The 20,285-nt window shown below is 61.4% G+C and carries 11 protein-coding genes, 1 tRNA gene, 1 pseudogene and 1 CRISPR repeat array; of the genes and pseudogenes, 5 read left to right on the top strand and 8 right to left on the bottom strand.

Annotation, left to right across the window (positions count from 1 at the left end; genetic code table 11):
• The first annotated feature begins 208 nt into the window (after positions 1-208).
• On the top strand, positions 209-1,321 hold the full coding sequence (gene ruvB / locus NW848_RS01440) for a Holliday junction branch migration DNA helicase RuvB (protein ID WP_011430676.1): 1,113 nt from the start codon (positions 209-211) through the stop codon (positions 1,319-1,321).
• Positions 1,322-1,358: 37 nt separating this feature from the next.
• Here ruvB and NW848_RS01445 read toward each other — a convergent pair whose 3' ends face one another.
• Positions 1,359-4,058 carry a phycobilisome rod-core linker polypeptide gene (locus NW848_RS01445; RefSeq protein WP_414508352.1) on the bottom strand — a complete coding sequence of 900 codons (2,700 nt, stop codon included), beginning with the start codon at positions 4,056-4,058 and terminating at the stop codon, positions 1,359-1,361.
• A gap of 240 nt (positions 4,059-4,298) precedes the next feature.
• Here NW848_RS01445 and NW848_RS01450 point away from each other — a divergent pair, with 240 nt between their 5' ends.
• Positions 4,299-6,410 carry a glycosyltransferase 61 family protein gene (locus tag NW848_RS01450; protein WP_414508351.1) on the top strand — a complete coding sequence of 704 codons (2,112 nt, stop codon included), beginning with the start codon at positions 4,299-4,301 and terminating at the stop codon, positions 6,408-6,410.
• On the opposite strand, the gene NW848_RS01455 is transcribed toward NW848_RS01450, so the two are convergent.
• The 7 genes and pseudogenes from NW848_RS01455 to NW848_RS01485 all read right to left on the bottom strand — a co-directional run bounded on the left by NW848_RS01455 (position 6,411) and on the right by NW848_RS01485 (position 15,432).
• Positions 6,411-6,494: transfer RNA gene (locus NW848_RS01455), tRNA-Leu, on the bottom strand.
• A 43-nt stretch (positions 6,495-6,537) separates the two neighbouring features.
• Positions 6,538-8,508, bottom strand: coding sequence for a tetratricopeptide repeat protein (locus NW848_RS01460; protein ID WP_414508350.1), 1,971 nt, complete (start codon positions 8,506-8,508; stop codon positions 6,538-6,540).
• Between the two features lie 302 nt (positions 8,509-8,810).
• Positions 8,811-10,052: direct repeats of the CRISPR family, unit length 36 nt; unit sequence GTTCCCCCTTTGTGGGGATCCCTAGAAATTGGAAAC.
• A gap of 15 nt (positions 10,053-10,067) precedes the next feature.
• A pseudogene (locus tag NW848_RS01465) lies at positions 10,068-10,574 on the bottom strand (ABC transporter substrate-binding protein); the annotation flags it as partial.
• 159 nt (positions 10,575-10,733) lie between these two features.
• On the bottom strand, positions 10,734-12,290 hold the full coding sequence (crtH, locus tag NW848_RS01470; RefSeq protein WP_414508349.1) for a carotenoid isomerase: 1,557 nt from the start codon (positions 12,288-12,290) through the stop codon (positions 10,734-10,736).
• A 139-nt stretch (positions 12,291-12,429) separates the two neighbouring features.
• Entirely contained in the window at positions 12,430-13,377 is a 948-nt protein-coding gene (locus tag NW848_RS01475; RefSeq protein ID WP_414401504.1) for an ABC transporter permease, read from the bottom strand.
• Positions 13,371-14,492 (bottom strand): ABC transporter ATP-binding protein, encoded by a 1,122-nt coding sequence (locus NW848_RS01480; RefSeq protein WP_414402918.1) that lies wholly within the window; start codon positions 14,490-14,492, stop codon positions 13,371-13,373. The genes NW848_RS01475 and NW848_RS01480 overlap by 7 nt, the downstream gene beginning before the upstream one ends.
• 79 nt (positions 14,493-14,571) lie before the next feature.
• A complete protein-coding gene (locus NW848_RS01485; RefSeq protein WP_049749827.1) occupies positions 14,572-15,432 on the bottom strand; it encodes a PD-(D/E)XK nuclease family protein in 861 nt (286 codons plus the stop codon).
• 156 nt (positions 15,433-15,588) lie between these two features.
• Between NW848_RS01485 and frr the strand changes: the two genes are divergently transcribed.
• From frr to NW848_RS01500, 3 genes are all read left to right on the top strand, one after another.
• Positions 15,589-16,137, top strand: coding sequence for a ribosome recycling factor (gene frr / locus NW848_RS01490; protein WP_011430687.1), 549 nt, complete (start codon positions 15,589-15,591; stop codon positions 16,135-16,137).
• Positions 16,138-16,232: 95 nt separating this feature from the next.
• Positions 16,233-18,944: a CBS domain-containing protein gene (locus NW848_RS01495; RefSeq protein ID WP_414402919.1), complete on the top strand. Its 2,712-nt coding sequence runs from the start codon at positions 16,233-16,235 to the stop codon at positions 18,942-18,944.
• An 89-nt stretch (positions 18,945-19,033) separates the two neighbouring features.
• A complete protein-coding gene (locus tag NW848_RS01500) occupies positions 19,034-19,969 on the top strand; it encodes a M48 family metallopeptidase (protein WP_099883810.1) in 936 nt (311 codons plus the stop codon).
• Positions 19,970-20,285: the final 316 nt, after the last annotated feature.

The following is a 20,285-nucleotide window of genomic DNA, read 5'->3' on the forward strand; positions in this document are numbered from 1 at the left end:
CGGCGGTGGAAGTGGCGCCGGCCATCCGCGGCTAATCCACTCCTGACCTAGTCGATCAGTCCTTCTTGAATCCCCTGGCAGACGCTGGGGGGTTTTTTCTTCTACCGCCCTCTCCGATCCAGGTGGGAGACCAAAATGGCAAACGGTTTCACCAGGATCTTTCCCCCAGTCAGTTAGAGTAGGGCTATCGCATCTGCGAGTAAAGGATATGGCGATCATTTCTTCTCGGGCTGCGGGGGCTGAGGATCCCGGGCAGCGGCAGCAAAAGAGTTCTGCTCGCAGAAGAGAGTCGAAATTGGCTTTTGCTAGGGCGGAAGGGCTACTGCAACCGCAGGCTCACCCCAGCGAAGCTCAAGAAGAATCCCTGCGCCCGCGCACCCTGGCAGAGTACATTGGCCAGACAGAGCTGAAGGAAGTGCTCTCCATCGCTATTGCAGCGGCCCGCGCCCGCGGGGAGCCTTTGGATCACCTGCTGTTCTACGGCCCGCCTGGCTTGGGCAAAACCACGGTGGCCGCGGTGCTGGCGGCGGAGATGGGATCCCGCTTCTACATGACCACGGCCCCGGCGCTGGAGAGCCCCCGTGACATTGCCGGCTACTTGGTGCGCCTGAAGCAGGGGGACGTGCTGTTTATCGACGAGATCCACCGCCTGCCCAAGGTAACCGAAGAGCTGCTCTATCCAGCAATGGAGGATTTTCGCCTCGACATCACTGTTGGCAAGGGACGCTCGGCCCGCATCACCTCCATACCCCTGGAGCGCTTTACCCTCATCGGGGCCACTACCCGCATTGGCGCTCTGACTTCGCCGCTGCGGGATCGCTTTGGCCAGGTGCAGCGGCTGCGCTTCTATGAGCCCCACGAACTGGCGGAAATTGTGTTGCGCAGCGCTCGCCTCTTGAACACCTCCATTGACCGAGCGGGAGCCGAGGAGATTGCCCGCCGATCCCGAGGCACACCGCGCATTGCCAACCGCCTCCTGAAGCGAGTGCGCGATTATGCCCAGGTGCGGGGGGATGGCCACATCAGCCGTGAGGTGGCAGCCGCTGCCCTGGAGCTGTTTCAGGTGGATCCCATGGGTTTGGACTGGACGGATCGCAAGCTGCTGACGGTACTGGTGGAGCAGTTTGGGGGAGGGCCCGTGGGCTTGGAGACCATGGCCGCAGTGACAGGTGAAGATCCCCAGACAATTGAGGAGGTGTACGAGCCCTACCTGCTGCAGATTGGCTACCTGCAGCGCACGCCAAGGGGTCGGGTGGTTACCCCCGCTGCCCTGCAGCACTTAGGCTACACAGCCCAGTCCCCTCTGCCTGTGTGGAGCTAATGGTTTTCCTCTCCCACCAGGGGAGAGGGGGGTTGAGCTAGCTGCGATCGTTGCTGCCAACAGGTCTGAAACTGGGCACCACGAGCTCCTTGTTTTGCTTGGTGAGGCGGCCATACAGCTCTTGGGTGTTGGGGAAGTTGGCCGCCGGCAAGGTGGGGAAGCGGCGGTAGGGCACCGTGTCCTCGCCGAAGAGATCGCGATACTCCTGGGTGTTGAGCAGGGCGCGCACGAAGGCCTTCAACCCCTGGGTGGCCAAGATCTGGTTGTACTTGCGGATCTCCTGCTGGTTTAGGGGTGCGCGGCCCAGGAAGTGCTTGGTGCCCAGCTCGATCACCTTGGTATTGGGATAGGGAGCGTAGAACTCGGAGCGGTACAGTTCCGAGCACCCCAGCGCCTCGACGAACTCCTTGACGGTGATCTCGCCATTGCGCAGCTTGGACTCGGCAGAGCTGAGCTCGGCGCTGATGTTGTAGATGTCCATGTCGCGCTCGAAGATCTGCCGGTAGGCGGCGCGGATGAGGTTGTTGACCTCGGCTTTGTTGGCCAAGCTGGTGAGCTTGAAGACAGGGATCTCTTGACGAATCCTAGGCACCCCTTGCTGGACTCGCCGCCGGATTTCCAGCTCGCCGGAGGGCTTGTCCTGGGGCTGGCCCAGCTTGACAAAGAGGGGGATATCGTCGTCGGTGCGGATGGGCCTGGTGACCACGGCCATGTCGCTGGATCCGGGGCGCATGCGCCGCCGCGCTAGACCGGCAGGGGTGAGGTAGCGCTCGTAGGGCACGACGTCTTCCCCGAAGACCTGCTGGTACTCCTCGCTGTCGAGGATGGCGTCCACCACGGCGTAGAAGCCCTGCTTGGAGGCGATGTCAAACAGCCGGTTCATCTCCTGCCGGCCGTAGGTGGGCCGGCCCAGCAGCTTGCGGTGGATGAACTCGATGGCCTTGCAGACATAGAGACTAGACCAGTACTTGTTGCGGAACAGATCTGACTTGGCCAACTGGCGGACAAACTCTTTGACGGTAATCTCGCCCGACTCCAGCTTGATCTCCCAGCGGGTTAGCCGTTGGCCTTCATAGGGCACATAGCCGTACACCTGCTGGTAGCAGGCGCGGATCACCGCCTGGGTCGAGACTTCGCTGCCAACAACCCCGGCCCGCACCCCCAAACGCCGGCTGCGATCGCCAGGGGTTTGGGTAAGCTTGAAGACTTTGGGGCCAAGGCTGCCGGGATCCCCGACCGCCTTGGGGTTGGTGCGAGCGTTGGTAAGAGCAAAGCCGCGCCGGATGAGGATGCGCTTGACATCCTTGTTGAAGGGGGCGGGGCTGGCGTTGAGGGAGCGGGTTTCTTTGGGGAAGATGGCGCCAAATTGGATCTCCAGCGGGTCGTTGCCGACACCGTAGGCGTGCTGATCCGGCAGGGGGCGGTTGTAGCGGGCAAAGAGGGTAATGAATTGGGGCACCTTGCGGCGAGGAGCCGCGTAGTTGTAGAGGTCAAACTTGGGCCCCCAGTTGGCGCTGGTCTGGGCTTCCACCCCCAGCTTGCGCAGGTAGGGCACCGTCTCCTCGCCGAAGTAGTCGCCGTACTCGCGGCTGTCCACCAGCGCATCCACCAAGCCGGCCAGGCCCTTGCTGGAGACGATGGAGAAGTAGGTCTGCACCTCTTCACGGGTCTCTGGTGCCCGTCCCAGGAAGTGGCGGAAGGCCAGCTCCACAACGCGGCTGTTGATGTAGGGCTCGTAGAACTGCTTGCGGTAGAGTTCGGATTTGCCCAGGCGGCGGATAAACTCCTTCATGGAGATCTCGCCGTTTTTGACCTTCGACTCCAGGTCGGCCAGCTTAAGGCCATAGGCACGGCGGATATCCCGCTCGAACACCTGCCGGTAGGCGGCTTTGATGACCTCTTCTTTCTCAGCATTGGAAAGCCCCGGCTTCATGGCAAAGACGGGAACCTTTTCTGCGGCCAAGTTGTAAACCTGGGGTAGCTGTAGCCCTTGCAAGGGCAGGCCATCGGCGGTGCTGGCGTTGCGCTGCCGCAGCTTGTCGGAGGGAGCAGGGGCAATGAACTCGCTCAAGAGCACGTCGAAATACTGGTTGATGATGGCCACCGCCTCGCCATCTTTGCGGAAGTAGCTGGCTGAGGCCCGCTTCATCTCTTGGATGGCGACAATGGTGGCCTCGGCAGAGCAGGCGTTTTCGATGATCTCCCGCAGGCCCCGGGTGTTAACCACAAGGATGTTGGGATCCCCGGCCACCAGGGCGTAGGTGACATAGCGCAGGAACCAGCTTAGATCCCGCAGGGACTTGCGCATGTTGGCAGCCCCGTAGCGGGAGATGTTGATGGGGCGGAAGTTGGGCGGGATCTCCACGCCGCTGGCGCTAAAGATGTTGCGGATGGCCTCAATGAATCCGCCGGTGGATTCCACGTAGAAGGCAGTACCCAGCTTGAAGGCTTCTTTCTCGTCTTGAGTGACTTCTGGCCGCTCCAGGTAGGCCATGGGGGAGCCGCCGGTGAAGATGCGGTTGGCGGCCCGGCTGACAATGATTTCGGAGTTGGCGGCGATGACCTCGGCAATCTGCAGCCGCTTCAGACCGCTGGAGAAAAAGTCGTCAAGGCGATCCAGCTCGGTGCGCGAGAGGTAGCGATCCTGCTGTTCTGCCTGGGAGATGGTGGAGAGGGGCACGGTTTGGTAAAGACGGGGGCTGGAGACGACTGCGCCGCCAGATGCGTTGATACCCATCGCTCTCTTAAACTCCGTTTATCGAAAAACTGCCGACAAGGCTCAGGGAGGATGCCCCGGGAAAGGGGCTGACCCATGGACTTAGCTAAACCGGCCCCCATCCCTCTCAGAGTTGGGGAGGAATGGACGCCGCGTCCCTGAGGGGGAAGCCAAGCCTAGAATACTAGGGGGATGCGACCAGAGGGGGGAGGTTGTTGCAGTTTGTAACACTCATTCTCAGTTGCCTTCTCGTCAAAAACCATGGCCTCTGACCCTTCTTTGCACCTTCCCGACTCTCTGCGGGCAGACTGGGAACAGGGATGCTACGGCTCTGTTGCTCAAAGTTTGCAGCGGCAGCTTGAGCAGGGATCCCAAGAGCCCCTGCTGTATTGGTGGCTGGGATCTGCCTACCTACTCCTGGGGCGGGAGCTAGAGGCGCAGCTCACTTGGCAGGAGGGTCTGGCCCTCCTAGGGGCCGAAGCTGAGGCTACCCGCTGCTGGGCAAAAGGGCTGCAGGAGCTGGCGGAGGGGCTGTGGGAAAGGGGGCAGTGGCCGCAGGCGGCGGCTTTGTATCGGCAGTTGCTAGAAAGTGGCGCTGCCCCAGAGGCGGCGTTGGCGGCCCATCGCCTTGGCCTAGTCCAGGAGCGCAGCCGACTGTGGCTAGAAGCAGCAGAGTGGTTTGAAGAGGCCTGCCGCTGGGATCCAACGGCCACGGAGAGCTTTTGGCGCTGGGGCCTGGCCCTGCTCAAGCTGGGCCGGTTGCGGGAGGCCCTCTCCCCTCTCCAGGAGGCAGCGCGGCTAAGGCCAGAGTGGGGGGATCCCTGGGTGCAGATGGGCCTGGCTTGGCTGGATCTGGGGGAGCTGGAGCAGGCGGTGGCCTGCTTTCAGGAGGCAGCGGCGCGGGGCACCCAGACAGCAGAGCTCTACAGCTACTGGGTAGAGGCTCAGGTGCGGCGGAATGACCCGCAGGGGGCTTGGGAGAAGTTCCGGCAGGCGCTGGCGGCGGAGCGGGAGTGGCTACAGGCCTGGTGTGAGGGCAGCGGCAGAGACAGTCGGCTGCGGCTGGAGCTGGAGCAGGCCCTGCAGGGATCCCCTGGCAGCCTTTGGCAGGAGCGGTACCGCGCCTGGCAGCAGCGCTGGCTCCCTGCGCAGGCAACCCTTCCTTCCCCAGCCTGCCAGAGCCCACCGCCCAGTGCTGGCAACCCCCTGCCAGTGCCCAGCCAGGGCTACCTCACCACCCGGCAGTGGCACCAGGCCACGGGCGAGGGCAGCTACCGGGTGTTGGATCCAGAAGGGGTTCTCTACCGGCAAGCCCCTCCGACGGCTGACCCTGCCATTGGGCAAAAGCTGCGCTCACAGCGGATCCCGCTGGCCGAGACCTTTGTGGCCCAGATCCCGCAGGGATCCGTGCACGTGGGCCACTATCCCCGCCACCTCTACGCCAGCTTTGCCAGCGCCGTGCTTACCCGTAGGAGGGAGTTGCTGGCCGATGTCTCCCCCGGCTTGCCACCGCCGGAGTTTCTCGACTGGGACTGGAAGTCGGAGCACCTGGAACACCACCCCATTTGGGACTTGCCTCACCTGCCGCCGCCAATTCCGCTGGAGGGCTCTGCTGCCCTCTTACCCTTGGGGGCGGTCAACTACTTCCATTGGATGGTGGACATCCTGCCCGCCCTCGAGCTCCTACGCCGCGCCGGCTTCCTCGAAAAAGACCTTCCCATCTTGATCCATGGCTACCAGGGCAAGCCCTTCCAGGTGCAGAGCTTAGCTGCCCTGGGGATCCCCACAGAACGCCTTCTAAGCTTCGAGCAGGTGGGGGGATCCCATCTGCAAGCGCAGAACCTCATTGTGCCCTCGCTGGCTGGGCCGGTGGGGTGTCTAACCCCCAGGGGCTGGAAGGTGCTGCAGCGACTGGTTCCTCTGGGGCAGGCGGCGGATCCCTTGTTGCCGCGGCGGGTTTACATTAGCCGTCGTGCTGCTCGCTGGCGGCGGGTCATCAACGAGGCGGAGGTGCTGGAGGCCTTGCGCCCCTGGGGCTTTGTGCCTGTGCAACTGGAAGCCCTTTCCCTAGCCGAACAGATAGCCTTGATGCAAAAAGCAGAGGCAGTCATGGGGATCCACGGGGCGGGCCTGACCAACCTTGCCTTTTGTCAGCCTGGCACGGTTGCCATCGAGATCTTCCCCAGCAATGCCGTGCTCCCCTACTTCTGGAGCCTTGCCCAGGTGGTGGGGCTAAACTACTTTCCCCTAGTGGCCCCAACCTGCGACCCTGCCCTGGTGGCCCTGCTGGCTAGCCCAGAGCTGGATCGGGAGGATGCCTGGGTGCCGGTTCCGGCTCTACTTGCCTTGCTAGAGCAAACAGGGCTGCAGTAATGGGATCGGAGGGACTCGAACCCTCACGTTCTTGAGGAACAACGGATTTTAAGTCCGTAGCGTCTACCATTCCGCCACGATCCCTGGAGTAGCCGTACTACTCTACCAAAGGGTTTGCTGTGGGGGACTAGGAGGCTTCTATAGGGAGAGTATGGCATGCCAGCTTCTGGCAGACAGCCTGGCGCAGGAAATGAGCTAAGGCCGCCACGCAGTCTTGATCCTCAAAAAGCAAGTCGCGCCGCTCTTGGATTTGCTGAGCGATTTGCTGCCGAAATTGGGGATCCGTTCCCAGTTGTACGGCCAGCTCTTCGTAGCGCTGGAGGTCTGGGGCAATTAAAAGCTCAAGGCCCATTCTTTTGAGGATGGCGTAGGTGTGGCGGCCCCGCAGGAACCGGCCAGGGCAGGTGACCACCGGCAAGCCGGCAGCAATGGCTTCCAGGGTGGTGATCCCGCCCGACCAGCCGTAGGAGTCCAGCATGACGTCAGCGCAGCGATTGAGATCCAGGTAGTCTTGGTGGTCCAAGGCGGGCAGGATTCGACAGTGGTCTTCCACCGCAAGGCCATAGCTGGAAAAGATGGAGGCAAGCCGCTGCCAGAAGCGCTGACCAATGGCGGCATTGGGCAAGGCCAGGAAGACCAATTGGGCCCTGGGCACTTGCCGAGCAATAGCTGGAAAAAGGTAGTCGTATTGCGGCAGGTACTTGCCCAAATACTGGCAGGTGAGATAGACAACGGCCTCTTGAGGCAGACCAAAGTCCTCGCGGTAACGTCTCTGGGGAGGCAAAACGGGCTTTTCAAAACAGGTACCCAGGCGGGGCAGTCGAACCAAGGTTTCGCTGTAGTGGGCCTGCCCATCTTCAGGCTCCATGAGGTCGCTGGAGAGAAAGTAGTCAATGGTCGACAGTCCCGAAGTAACGGGATGAGCCCAAGTGGAGCATTGCACTGGGGCTAGACGCAGGGAAGCTAGTTGCAGAATAAGAGGCGATAGTCCAATTTCCAAATACACCAAAACATCCAGCTGATCCTGCAAAATTTGGCGGGCAGCCTCTTCAAAGCCAGTGGGAATGTGGCGAAAGACATCGGCATGCTGACGATATTGCTCCGTCAGGAAATCAACTCTGGGATCCAAGTGGTAGGCAAAGACCTGGAAAGGCTGCTTGGAGCTGGCCTTTAAGTACTTCACCCACCCCAAGGAAAGGCGGCTGTAGGAGCAAGCGCGCATGGAGGCCGAGACAAACCCAACGCGAATGGGATCCCCTGGCCGGGCTTGCCGGGGGAGATACTCCCAATCGGGGTAGGAGGCTTTCACAATGCGCTGCACCAACTGAGCGTATTTCTTCTGCAGCTCCAAGTCGTCGTAGCCCTGGTACTGCAGAAGGTGAGGCGTTCCCCAACTTGAGCCTAAAAAGGCAAGCCGCCGCTGCTCTGGGGTGTCTAGAGGCGTCTCCTGAATGAGGCGATCCAGGTGTTCTACAAAGCGCAAGCGAAAGCGGTGCAGCTCCTGTTCATCCTGATAGATAGCCGGCAGATAGAGGTGGTAAAGCCAGCGGGCTTGCACCAAGTTAGGATCCAAAGTCCATGCCTTTTCCAGGTGAGCCAGAGCCGCGCTGTGTTCCCCTTGCTCGCGATGGGCTATCCCCAGATAAAAATGCACCTCAGCCCAAGGGATCCCTGCTAGTGGATCTGGATTTTCTAACAGGGAGCCCAGCAAGGAGATTGCCTCTTCGTGGCGGCCTAGGTTAACAAGAATCTTGCCCGCTTGAAAGGCAGAAAGGTAAGCCTTGGGGTTGAGGCTCAGGCTCTGCCGATAGCAAGATAGAGCCTTTTCCAGTTGCCCCAAAGACTCATAGACAACGCCCAGGTTGTGATGATAAAGGGCTACGCGGGGATTGAGCTCAATGGCCTCGGCAATCAAAGCAGCCGCCCATTCCCCCTCCCCTTTGGCGTGGACCACTGTCCCCAGGAGATGGAGAGCGTCGGCTTGATCCGGAAACTCCACCAGAATTTCTGAGTAGATGGCTTCTGCTGTCCGCAGGTCGCCAGCCTGCTGGGCCTGGATCCCAGCTAGAAGCTTCTCCGTGAGGGTGAGATCCGACATCGACAGCCACGGAAGCCGGAGAACTTCCCCCACTATAGGCGCTTCAGCTCGGTCAGAACCCTCCTCACCGCCCCCTGAGCCTCATGTTGCCAAAAACACAAGAAAACGGTATCCGCAGCTCTGCGAGCGATCCACCAAAACCCCAAAAGGCTGATTCTTTCGTCGGATCCCTCGACGCTTTACGCCACAAGGCTTTCAGGCCCCAAAGCCCCCTCGCCAAAGCTCCTTTTGCCAACTTTTTCTCGGATCCCTCGCAAATGGGTCTTGCATCCCTTGCCCTGCTTGGGTTTAATGGGGGTAGAGTTCCCCCTTTGTGGGGATCCCTAGAAATTGGAAACATCGTCCGGATCTGGTCTAGCTGTTCCTGGATCCCTTGTTCCCCCTTTGTGGGGATCCCTAGAAATTGGAAACACCAGGTCAAACGCCGAGCATCGTCCAGGCGGAGTGAAGTTCCCCCTTTGTGGGGATCCCTAGAAATTGGAAACCGCTGGGTGGCCTGTTACGATCCGCGTTTGGGCGCCGGTTCCCCCTTTGTGGGGATCCCTAGAAATTGGAAACACTCGTTAGGTATACGGATTATTCCGGAATAGATAGTGTGTTCCCCCTTTGTGGGGATCCCTAGAAATTGGAAACGATTAAGAATATTAAACTTCCAGAAGAATCTGAGCCCTTACAGTTCCCCCTTTGTGGGGATCCCTAGAAATTGGAAACCCCAGGAAAATCCTGGGTGTTGAGTGGGGTCAATTTAGGTTCCCCCTTTGTGGGGATCCCTAGAAATTGGAAACAATTCTGCTAGGACGACACCTAGTAGCTATGGGATTGTTCCCCCTTTGTGGGGATCCCTAGAAATTGGAAACCGGAATCCGCAGGCTCTCGCCTTACGAATCCGCTCTTTCGCTGGTTCCCCCTTTGTGGGGATCCCTAGAAATTGGAAACGCTCCCAGGACTTGCAGGTCCCCTTCGCAGTCACTAAAGTTCCCCCTTTGTGGGGATCCCTAGAAATTGGAAACAAGTTCCAATAGAATGTCTTTCCGTTGATGTTCCTCACTAGTTCCCCCTTTGTGGGGATCCCTAGAAATTGGAAACTTGGCGATTAGGCGTAGCAGAGCCAAAGAGTACATACATTGTTCCCCCTTTGTGGGGATCCCTAGAAATTGGAAACTTTAAACAGAAGAGAACTTAAGTATCTTCTTAACAACATTGGTTCCCCCTTTGTGGGGATCCCTAGAAATTGGAAACATGACTGGTTTACCGGGAACTCCGTAGAACACTGCAGACAGTTCCCCCTTCGTGGGGATCCCTAGAAATTGGAAACCCGGGACCGGACGTTCACAGTCTGGTTGGGTATTCATTAGGGAAGTTCCCCCTTCGTGGGGATCCCTAGAAATTGGAAACGGAGTATCTCCAGATCACTCCCGGAACGTTTTCTGACCTAGGTTCCCCCTTTGTGGGGATCCCTGGACATTGGAAATCTCAAACTCTGGCGGGATCCGATCCTCATCGATCAAGTTTCTCCTTCGGGGGGATCTCTAGAAATTGGAAACAGTTCCACACAGACGAATGAGTTCGCTGATCCAGCCGATGCCTGTAATCAAGGGGTTATCCCACTCCTCGAAGTAGACCCGTGGACGGCGGCGCCGTTGCTGTCCACGCTGCATAGCTCGGTGCAATCCCTCCCGCAAGGAGCGCACATATGCCCGTGCCTGAGCAGCTCGCCCTACCAGTGCCCCAAGGCGCAGGATCATGGAGAGGATCCCCTCAACCGTGCGCTGGTTGAAGCAGACAACCTCCACCCCCTGGCGAATGAGCTCAGCGCAAATGTTTGCCTGCAGATCCGACCATGCAAGCACAACATCGGGCTGCAGCGCCAAAATCCGTTCGATGTTGGCATCCAAGAGGGTGGACACCTTCGGCTTCTTCCGCGCCTCCGGCGGACGCACCGTAAATCCAGAAATGCCGACGACGAGATCCCCAGCCCCCAAGGCGTAGAGCGTCTCTGCCGTCTCCTCCGTCAAGCACACGATGCGCTCTGGCAATCGCGGTCGCGGAACATGTCTGCCAATCATCGGGATTTCTTCGAGCGAGTCTACGAACTGGTTTGCCAAATGGGCGCTCTAGGCTGCCCGCTTCAATGCCTCACCCCGACGCTCATGCAAGAGCTCTTGCAGTGGGAAGGGGTTCAATGCAAGACGACTGCGGGGGGTTCCTAGAAATTGGAGACAGCTTTAGGAAAAGTCCGCCGCTACCCGGTGGGCGCAGGCAAACCCAGAGAAAGCGACAGCGTTGAGGCCCTGGCCGGGGAAGGTGCTATCCCCCACGCAGTAGAGGTTGGGGATGGCGGTGCGGTTGAAGGGCATGCCCAGCAGGCCCCAGGGAGTGCCGCGAGGGATGGGGCCGTAGGTGCCGTCGACGCGGCCCAAGAAGCGGCGGTGGGTGCGGGGGGTGCCCACTTCCTGCAGTTCAATGTGGGATCCCAGCTCTGGCCAGAGGGCCTCCAGACGGCGGATAAGGCGCTGGGCTGCCGCTTGTTTTTGTTGCCGGTACTGCTCTGGGCTCAAGCCCTGCCACGTCTGCATCCAACTGGGGGTAAAGGCGTGGACAATGTGGCGGCCTGGTGGGGCCAGCTCCGGATCCAAGAGGGTGGGGATGGAGACGAAGATCGTGCCCTGCTCCGCCTCCAGGTCTTGCCAATCTTCTAGAAGAATGTGGTGGCAGTAGCGCTCGCCGGCCAGAGGCTCGGCCCGCACCCCCAAGTGCAGGCTTAAGAAACTGGGGGACTGTTGGTAGCGGCTTTGCCAGCGCCGCTCCGCCGCCGGCAGGGATCCCGGCCAGAGGCGCTCAAAAGTATCCCAGCGGGTGGCATTGGAGATGACCTTGCGGGCCCAGAGCTTTTCCCCTGTGGAGAGCTCGACCCCCACTGCTCGTCCGCGCTCTTCCAGAATCCGCCGCACCGGCGCCCCGTAGCGGATTTGCCCGCCGCAGGCCTCTAGCCCCTGGGCCAGCTTCTGGGCAATCTGCCCCACCCCTCCCTTGGGGTAGTTGACGCCGCCGTAGTGGCGGTCGCAAAACACCATGCCGGCGTTGATCATGGGCGTGCGCTCTGCCGGCACCACCGACCAGCAGTAGCACTCCATGTCCACAAAGCGCAGCAGCGCCGGATCGCGTAGGTGGCGCCGCGCCACCTGGCCCACATTGGCCGGCAAATAGCGGGCCAAAGTCAGGCAGGCGCGGGGGTTGCCGACAAAAGAGCGCCAGAGATAGCCCCACTCCTCCAAAGAGAGGAGCTCCAGGGCGTTAAGGCTGTTGAAGATAGGCCAGAAGCTGTCGTAAAAACGGCGGATGCTGCCCGCTCCCTGAGGGAAATAGCTGGCTAGCTCCTGCAAAAACTCCTCGTAGTTCCGGTGTACGCGCGGGCTGAGCCCCTGGGGCAGGTGGTAGGCAATCTGCACCGGGTCGGGGATGGAGTCCAAAGACTGGCCCACGGCAGCCAAGGCGCGGGTAAGCAGGTTGGTGGTGCCCTGCCTGCCCAGGCCAAAGATCATGGAAGCCCCGACATCAAAGCGGTAGACCCCCTTGCCGTTGGGATCCGGGCGCTCAAAGTAGCCGGCGCTGCCACCAGGGATGAGGTATTTTTCCAGCACCAACACCCGGTAGCCCTTGGCCGCCAACTGGGTGGCCGCCACCAGGCCGCCGATCCCAGCGCCGATGACAATGACATCCCACGTTGCCGGGGGAGAGGACTTGAGCTGGGCGGAAGCCTGAGGAAGCAGAGTTTGGGTCAAGGGATCCCTCTCGCACAACGCCAGTATCCTCAACCTACCAGAGCTTGCCAGCAAGCGGCGATCCGCCATCTCCCGGATCCCTAACTCCCCTCTCCCTAAGGGAGAGGGGCTGGGGGTGAGGGGATCCCTTGCCAGCGACTTAGATCAGCTCTTCTAGGCCGCGGCTGCCAACATAGCGGCTATAGGCGTAGATTAGCCCCAGGCTCAGCCCGGTAACCAGAAAGCTGAGGGCCGCTCCAAAAGGGTAGTCCAGGCTGGCGCCAAACTGCATCTGGATGACATTGCCAATCAACAAGGTTTTGCTGCCCCCCAACAAATCGGGCACCACAAACATGCCCAGCGCCGGAATTGCCACCAGGATCAGGCCCGCCGCCAGCCCCGGCAGCGTCTGGGGCAAAAGCACCCACAGGAAAACCTGCCAGCCGTTGGCGTAGAGATCCCTGGCTGCCTCTGCCAGGCGCCAGTCGATGCGCTCTATGGCCGTGTAGAGGGGCAGGACCATGTAGGGCAAGAAGGTGTAGACCATGCCCAGGTACACCGCCAGCCAACTGGGGTAGAGAGCTGTCTGGGGCGGGATCCAGCCCAGCCAGGCCGCCAGCCGTGCCGGCCACCCCTCCGGAGCCAGCACCACCATCCAGGCATAGGTGCGGATCACCAAGTTGGTCCAGAAGGGCACCACCACCAGCGTCAGCAACAGATCCCGCTGTCGGGGCGGGTGGGCGGCAATGAAGAAAGCCAGGGGATAGGCCAGGAGCACACAGAAGAAGGTGGTGACGGCCGCCACCAGCAGGCTGCGGCCCAAGATCTGCCAGTAGATGGGCGTCCAGCCCAGGGGGCCATAGCCGAGAATGCGCAGGTAGTTGGCCAACGTCAGGGGCAGGCCCACCTGGCCAAACTGGCCGCTGCTGAGAAAGCTGCAAACCAGCAGCAACAGCCCCGGCAGCACCAAAAACGTTACCACCCAGAGCACCCCCGGCCCGGCAAAGATGAGGCTGCGCAGCAGCTCCTGCCAAGGGGCGAGCAGCTCCCCTGAGCGCACCTGGAAACGCTGGATCCCTGGCTCTGCCGCTGCTGGCCGCTTCAGCATGGAGCCTCCTGTCGCCGGGGATCCGGCTGCAAGTGCACCAAGTTCTTGGGAGGGAGATGAGCCACTAGGGCCTCCCCGATGGCAAAATCCTGATCCTCGATGTCGGCGTTGAGGGTGAGGGCCTTGAGCTGCTGGCCGCTGGCCGTTTGCAAGAGGTACTGGTTTTCTGCCCCGGTGTAGATGAGGTTTTTTACCCACACCGGCACCTGGTTGGGCAGCAGATCCCAGCCGCTGCGGGAAAGCTGAATCTTTTCCGGGCGGATGGCCAACTGCACCGGCTCCAGGGTGGGTTGGATCCCAGGCACCTTGAGCTTGCCCAGGGGCGTCTCGACGCAGTCGGTGCCGCAGGCGATCCCTTCGATGAGGTTGCTGGCCCCCAAAAAGTCGGCCACAAAGGCCGTTGCCGGGCGCTCATACACCTCGTCAATGGGGCCCACTTGCTCAATGCGCCCAGCCCGCATCACCGCCACTCGGTCGCTGGTAACCAAGGCCTCCTCCTGGTCGTGGGTAACAAAGATAAACGTCATGCCCAGGCGGCGCTGGAGCTCGCACAACTGCACCTGAAGCTGCTTGCGCAACTTGGCATCCAGAGCCGAGAGCGGCTCATCCAACAGCAGCACCTCCGGCTCGTTGACCAAGGCGCGGGCCAGGGCCACCCGCTGCTGCTGCCCGCCGGAGAGCTCCTGCGGCTTGCGCTTGGCCAGATCCCCAATCTCCACCAATTCCAAAGCGGCGGCCACCCGCTTGCGCAGCGCCTCCCCTCGCACCCCCCGCATGCGCAGGCCAAAGGCAACATTTTCCTCGACGGTCATAAAGGGAAAAAGGGCATAGCTCTGAAACACCGTGTTGACATTGCGCTTGTGGGCGGGCAAATGGCCCACCGGGCGCCCCCGGATCACCACCTCGCCAGCGTCAGCCATCTCCAGGCCGGCGATGATGCGCAGCAGCGTGGTCTTGCCGCAGCCGGAAGGCCCCAACAGGCCAAAAAACTCGCCCCGCCGAATCTGCAAGTCAATGCCGTCGAGGGCCACAAAATCGCCAAAGCGCTTGCGGAGCCCCTTGAGCTCCACATCCCAGTCGGGATCCCTGGAAGTGCCGGCAATGACTCCTGCCACCACAGTTAGCAACCCTGCAATACTCTCTAACTCAGTATGCAGGTTTGGAGAGCGATTGGGGTCACCGAGATCCCGGCGGCTATAGCCATTCCGCCTCAGGCGTTTCCTCTAGTGGCTCCGCTTCCGGCCAAACCCAGTCCGTCAGGTTCTGGGAAGGGATCCCTGGCGGCATGAGCCCGTGGCAACGGGCGCAAAACAGGCAACTGGCACAGCGTTCGCCGTAGGGGAGGGCGGGAAAGGCCTGCGCCTCCAGTTGCCGCAGGCGGCCTAGGGTGGCTTTGAGGTGGGCCAGATCCCGCTCGTAGGCGGCGGCGCTGTAGCGCAACTGAAAAGGCTGCTGCGGGTGCTGCACATACCAAAAGGTAAGCTGCACCTGCTCCGGCTCAAAAGGGCCTGCCAGGGGCAGTTGAGCGGCCACCCCGCAGAGCAACAGCGGGTAAAGGCGCACCTGCCAGTCCTGGGCCAACTGTTCGTCGGGGGGGCGCTGCCGCTCCGTCTTCCAATCGACAATGTGCAGGGATCCCGGCGCAATCACCAGCCGATCCAGGCGAGCCATCAGCTTAAACCCCTCAATCCGTTGCCAGAGGGGCAGTTCCGCCAACACCCGCCCCTGCGGCTGGGCATGGGGACTGGCCAAGAACACCTGCCACCACTGGCGTACTGTCTCCTCCAAGGCCGACAAGCGCGGCTCCACCTGGAGCCCGCGGCTGTACGATTCCACCAGGCGGTGAAACTGGCGTCCCCGCTGCTGCTCCGCTTCGTGCTCAAAGGCATCCGCTGCCGGCCAAATCAGCCGCTCCAGGTACACGTAGCAAAACAAGCGGGGGCAGTAGTCCAACAGCGCCAGAGCCGAAGCTGAGAGGTTGACCTGCTCAAGCGTCAACCTCAGCGGGGAAAAAGCAGCAGGGATCCCAGGCATGGACCAAGAAGAGGAGTTCATGGCCATTCTAGTGCCGCTAGGACTGGAGAATGGCTTCTAGAGCCGCGCGCGGATCTAGACAAGATAAAATTAAGCTCAGGCTCGTGCTAGAGGTCTTGGTTTTTTGCCGCTAGTGTCTGAGCGTCTGCAAACTGTTTCGAGAGCGAGGAAAAGGTCGTGGAGCTAGCTGAGATCGAGGAGTTAATGAGCAAAGCGGTGCAGGCCACCCAGCGTTCCTTCAACACGGTGCGCACCGGGCGGGCTAACGCCAGCCTGCTGGATCGCGTTCAGGTGGAGTACTACGGCGTTCCCACTCCCCTGAAGGCGCTAGCCAGCATCACCACTCCAGATGCCAGCACTCTCTTGATCCAGCCTTTTGATCCCTCGACCCTGGCAGCAATTGAGCGGGCCATCGTCGCCTCCGACCTGGGCCTAACCCCCAGCAACGATGGCAAGGTGGTGCGCCTCAATATCCCTCCTCTAACCGAAGAGCGGCGCAAGGAGCTGAGCAAACAGGTGGCCAAGCTGGCCGAAGAGGGCCGGGTTTCCATTCGCAACATCCGCCGCGACGCCATCGACTCGGTGCGCAAGCGGGAGAAAAACGGCGAGATCTCCGAAGACGAGTCCAAAAGCTTGCAAGAAGAAATCCAGAAATTGACCGACCGCTATATCAAGAAGATCGACGATCTGCTGGCGGAGAAAGAAAAAGAACTGACCACGCTTTAGGGCTTTGTCCTTGAGCACGCCCGCCAACTGTTTTTGGCCCGCTGCAGCCAAGCAGCAGCTCCCTCCCCGGGGCTGGGATCCCGGCCTAGGCCAGCATGGACCTCATCTTGTGTCATCAGTCAGCAGATTTCGACACCCTAGGGGCGGCAGTGGGGGCAGCCCGACTCTACCCTAGCGCCCGCATTGCCTTGACTGGCGGATCCCTGCCGGGAGTGCAGGAGTTCTTGGCCCTCTACCGGGACGAGTTTCCCCTCATCGAGCTGCGTTCGGTGGATCCCCGCCAGGTCCAGCGCTGGATCTTGGTGGATTGTTACGATCCGGATCGCCTCGGTAAGGCTGCGGCCTGGCTGAGCGTTCCTGGGGCAAAGATTGAGATTTTCGACCACCACCTGCCTGCCACCTCGCTGGAGGAGGTATGGCCGCAGCAGCAGGTCAGCGCTCACATTGAAGCCGTGGGCTCCACCTGTACCCTCCTCGTGGAGCGGCTGCAGGCGGCCAGGATCCGCCTCAGTCCATTTGAGCGGCTGGCCCTGGCCTTGGGCATTCACATGGACACGGGATCCCTGACGTTCCCGGAGACCACTGCCCGCGACGGTGCTGCCCTCACCTGGCTGTTGCAGCAGGGGGTGAACCTGGTGGTGCTGCGGCGCTTTTTGGGGGACGGCCTCACCCCCCCGATGCAGGAACTGCTCAGCCAGGGACTGGCCCAGATGCAGGTGGAGGCGGTGGGGGAGTACCGCTTGGGAACGTGGCTGCTGGAGCTGCCGGAGTTTGTGCCCGGCTTGGCCGGCCTGGTGATGCGGCTAATGGATCTGACAGGGGTGGACGTGCTGCTCTTGGTGGCACGACAGGGGGAGCGGCTTAGCCTCATCGGGCGGGCGCGGCAGGAGTTTGCCCAACTGGGCCGAGTGATGGCCCGCTACGGTGGCGGCGGCCACGACTGTGCGGCAGCCGCTACCCTAAAAGCTTCTCCAGACCAGCCCCTGCCCGATCCCGCCCAGGTGCTGAGCGACCTCAGCCAGGCGGTTAAAGAGCGGATCCCGCCGCCTGTGACGGCCAAGGATTTGATGTCCTCGCCGGTGCGCACCATCCGACCGGAGGTTACTATCCAGGAGGCGCAGCGGGTGCTGCTGCGCTATGGCCACTCCGGCCTGGTGGTGGTGGATGGCCAGGGCCGCCTGGTGGGAGTGATCTCGCGGCGAGATATCGACATTGCCCTGCACCACGGCTTTGGCCATGCCCCCGTCAAGGGCTACATGACTACCGACGTCAAGACCCTCTCCCCCGACACGCCCCTGGCGGAGATCCAGCGGCTGATGGTGCAGTGGGACATTGGCCGTCTGCCAGTGCTCCAGGATGGCCAGTTGGTGGGGATCGTTACCCGCACCGATGTGTTGCGACACCTGCACCAGCTGCCGGCCCTCTCACCCCAGTTGGCTTCTCCTGCTCTCTCTTGTCCTTTGGATCTCACCTTTGCCGCTCTCTCGCCGCAGCACCGCCGGCTGCTAGAGGAAGCTGCCCGAATTGCCGATGAAAAGGGTCTGCGGCTGTATCTGGTGGGGGGGGCGGTGCGGGATCTGCTGCTGCACCGGTGGGGACGGCAGCCCTCCTCTTGCCTGGAACGGCTGGATTTGGATTTGGTGGTGGATGGGCCTTACCCCTCGACCCCCCAAGGGACGGATCCGCCGGGCTGGGGGTTGATCCTGGGAAAAGCCCTCAAGCAGCACTTCCCGGAGGCACGCCTGGAGATCCACGGCAAGTTCCAGACGGCAGCCCTGATCTGGCCAGGGGGCTTTTGTGTGGATATTGCCAGCGCCCGCACCGAGTTTTACCCCTACCCGGCCTCGCCCCCTGAAGTGGCCATGGGATCCATCCATCAGGATCTCTACCGGCGGGATTTTTCCATCAATGCGCTGGCTTTGCGCCTCAACGGCCCGCAGCGGGGGCAGTTGCTGGACTTTTTCGGCGGGCAAGCGGATCTGCAAAAGGGGATCATCCGCGCTCTCCACCCCAACAGCTTCATCGAGGATCCCACCCGCATCTACCGGGCCGTCCGCTTTGCCGTGCACCTGGGCTTTGCCCTGGATCCGACCACCGAAGAATGGATTCGCACGGCTGTAGCCAGCGGCCTCCACGATGCCGTTGGCGGGGAGCGCCTCAAGCAGGAGCTGGCCTACATCCTCCGCTCCCGCGACTGGCCCTTGGCTTTTGAGCGGCTGGCGGCATGGGGAGCCCTGCGCTGCATTCACCCCGCTTTGACCTGGGATCCCTCCCTGTACCGGCGGCTGCAGCGGGTGGGCCGCTGGGCCTATCACTTCCGCCGCCGCTACCCCGAGCTGGGATCCCAGGAGATCTGGCAACTGCGCCTGGAAGCCTTGCTCTTGCCCCTGCCCCAGGCACCCCAGGTAGCCAGCCAGCTCCACCTCACCCAAGCGGGCATCGAACGCCTCAGCCATTTCTCCCACTACCAAGCCCTCTTGGCCCAACTGGAGACCGGATCCCTGTCTCCGGCTCAGGTAGTACGGCTGCTGCAGGGGCTGCGCATCCCGGCGGTGATCCTGTTGGCAGGGCTGGCCGCCAAGCCAGCGCGGCGGCTGCTCTGGCGCTACTTGCAGGAGTGGCATTGGGTGAAGCCACCCCTCAACGGGCACGATTTGCGTTGCCTGGGCTACAAGCCGGGCCCTCTTTTTCAGGAGATCTTGGAGCGCCTGCGCTGCCTCACCCTCAACGGCGAGCTTACCACTCGCGCTGAGGCAGAAGCCTGGCTGCGGAAACACTTCCCCTTGCTGCAATCTCAGCCAAAGTAGCCAAAAGAGTAGAGGGGTTGCCCATTTCTGGTAGGACGATCCCATTGCCAGATCGCTAGCCTGAGAGAAGGTTGTCTTGGAGGGATCCAATGCGGGTATTGAAACCTCGCTCTGCTGTCGAGGCAATCCCGTCGGTGGGCCCCATCCCCCCCCAGCGGCGGAGTTGCCGCGTGGCCAAGCCGGTTGCCTTTGCTCTGCTGGCCATCCTTGCCGCCGGGATGGGATCCCCTGCCCAGGCCCAAGACCTGGTTCGGCTGCTGATCCACGGCCTGCAATGGCTGCAGGTGAGCCAGTTAAACGACGCCCAAGAGGTGAGCTTGGGCCGCCAGATCGACCAGCAACTGAAAGCCCGCGGACAGATTCGCGTCAGTTCAAATTTCTATTGGGTGGAGCGGGTGAACCGCATCGGCCAGCGGGTGGCCGCCCACAGCGAACGCCCTAACTTGCCCTATACCTTTCAGGTGGTGGAGGATCCAGACATCAACGCCTTTGCCACGATGGGTGGTTTTGTTTACATCACCACTGGCGCCCTGGAAGCTGCCGACAACGACGACCAAATTGCTGCTGTCTTGGGCCACGAAATCGCCCATATCAGCGAACGTCACGGCCTCCAGCAACTGCAGCAGGCTGCCGCCGCCCGCTTCGGCGCCCAATTGCTGGGACTCGATGACAACACCTTGGCCGCCCTAGCCCTGGAGCTGGGAGTGCGCCGACCGCAAAGCCGCGAAAACGAGTTTGTTGCCGACGAAAAAGGTTTGTGGGCCGCCTATCGCGCTGGCTTCGATCCCAGGGGCATGTCGCAATTTTTGGCCAAGTTGCAATCCCGTCCATCCCTGCCGGACTTCTTGCGTACCCATCCCCCTGTCGCGGAGCGCATCGCCCGCCTCAACCAGCTTATCGCCGAGCACAGCATGGTCAGCCCTGCTGCCTATGGCTCCGGCGGCCCCACTTGGCCTTCGCAATCTCTCCCCCAAACCCAGCGCACCGAAGTTGAGATTCTGCCGGTGCTGCCGGTTTTGCCCTGAGTAGGCCGCTGGGATCCGTTTTCCCCGTAGGGTGGAGGTTCGCATCTGGGGGGAACGCTTCGCACCGCTGGCGCGAGCAGTAGGCGAGGGTAGCCTTGTAAGCTGAGAAAGGGTTTCCTACCTGCCCCGCTGCGCGGTTCACTTGCAGTGGGCCGTAGGACTGGGCAAGCCAGGAGGCATGGGAAGAACATCAAGCAACAGAACGTGCCACACAAAAGGATAGCTTGGTAGCCCCGCACTTGAGTGCAGGGCGGAAAAGCTCGCTAGCCACTTTAGTCGCTTACCCATGATGGGGGTCGTTGATATAGTTTCATAG

The organism is Synechococcus sp. RC10A2 (genome assembly GCF_047502605.1).